The 1,163-nt window shown below is 50.4% G+C and carries 1 protein-coding gene; it reads left to right on the forward strand.

The genetic code is table 11. The features are described 5' to 3' along the window. Positions 1-1,163: elongation factor Tu (gene tuf, locus EAE89_RS22935; RefSeq protein WP_054481771.1), on the forward strand; the 1,163-nt coding region annotated here is incomplete at both ends.

Genomic DNA, 1,163 nt, shown 5'->3' on the forward strand with positions numbered 1-1,163 from the left:
TTTGAACGTACAAAACCGCACGTTAACGTTGGTACTATCGGCCACGTTGACCATGGTAAAACTACCCTGACTGCTGCAATTACTACTGTACTGGCTAAAACCTACGGTGGTAACGCTCGTGCATTCGACCAGATCGATAACGCACCCGAAGAAAAAGCGCGTGGTATCACTATTTCTACTTCTCACGTAGAATACGACACCCCAAGCCGTCACTATGCGCACGTTGACTGCCCAGGCCACGCCGACTATGTTAAAAACATGATCACCGGTGCTGCTCAGATGGACGGCGCGATCCTGGTAGTTGCGGCGACTGATGGCCCAATGCCACAGACGCGTGAGCACATCCTGTTAGGCCGTCAGGTAGGCGTTCCTTACATCATCGTATTCCTGAACAAATGTGACATGGTAGACGATGAAGAGCTGCTGGAACTGGTTGAGATGGAAGTCCGTGAACTGCTGTCTCAGTATGATTTCCCAGGTGATGACACTCCAGTTATCCGTGGTTCTGCGCTGAAAGCACTGGAAGGTGATGCAGAGTGGGAAGCAAAAATCATCGAACTGGCAGAAGCCCTGGACAGCTACATTCCAGAACCAGAGCGTGCAATTGACCAGCCATTCCTGCTGCCAATCGAAGACGTGTTCTCTATCTCTGGCCGTGGTACGGTTGTCACCGGTCGTGTAGAGCGCGGTATCGTTAAAGTGGGCGAAGAAGTTGAAATCGTGGGTATCAAAGATACCACTAAAACCACTTGTACTGGTGTAGAAATGTTCCGTAAACTGCTGGACGAAGGTCGTGCGGGTGAGAACGTAGGTGTTCTGCTGCGTGGTACCAAACGTGACGAAATCGAACGTGGTCAGGTGCTGGCAAAACCAGGTTCAATCAAGCCACACACCACTTTCGAATCAGAAGTTTATATTCTGAGCAAAGACGAAGGTGGCCGTCATACTCCATTCTTCAAAGGCTACCGTCCACAGTTCTACTTCCGTACAACTGACGTGACCGGAACTATTGAGCTGCCAGAAGGCGTAGAAATGGTGATGCCAGGTGATAACATTCAGATGGTAGTTACCCTGATTGCGCCAATCGCAATGGACCAGGGTCTGCGCTTCGCTATCCGTGAAGGTGGCCGTACAGTAGGTGCTGGTGTTGTTGCTAAAGTTAT

The organism is Photorhabdus heterorhabditis (assembly GCF_018448905.1).
In the GTDB taxonomy this organism is placed as follows: domain Bacteria; phylum Pseudomonadota; class Gammaproteobacteria; order Enterobacterales; family Enterobacteriaceae; genus Photorhabdus; species Photorhabdus heterorhabditis.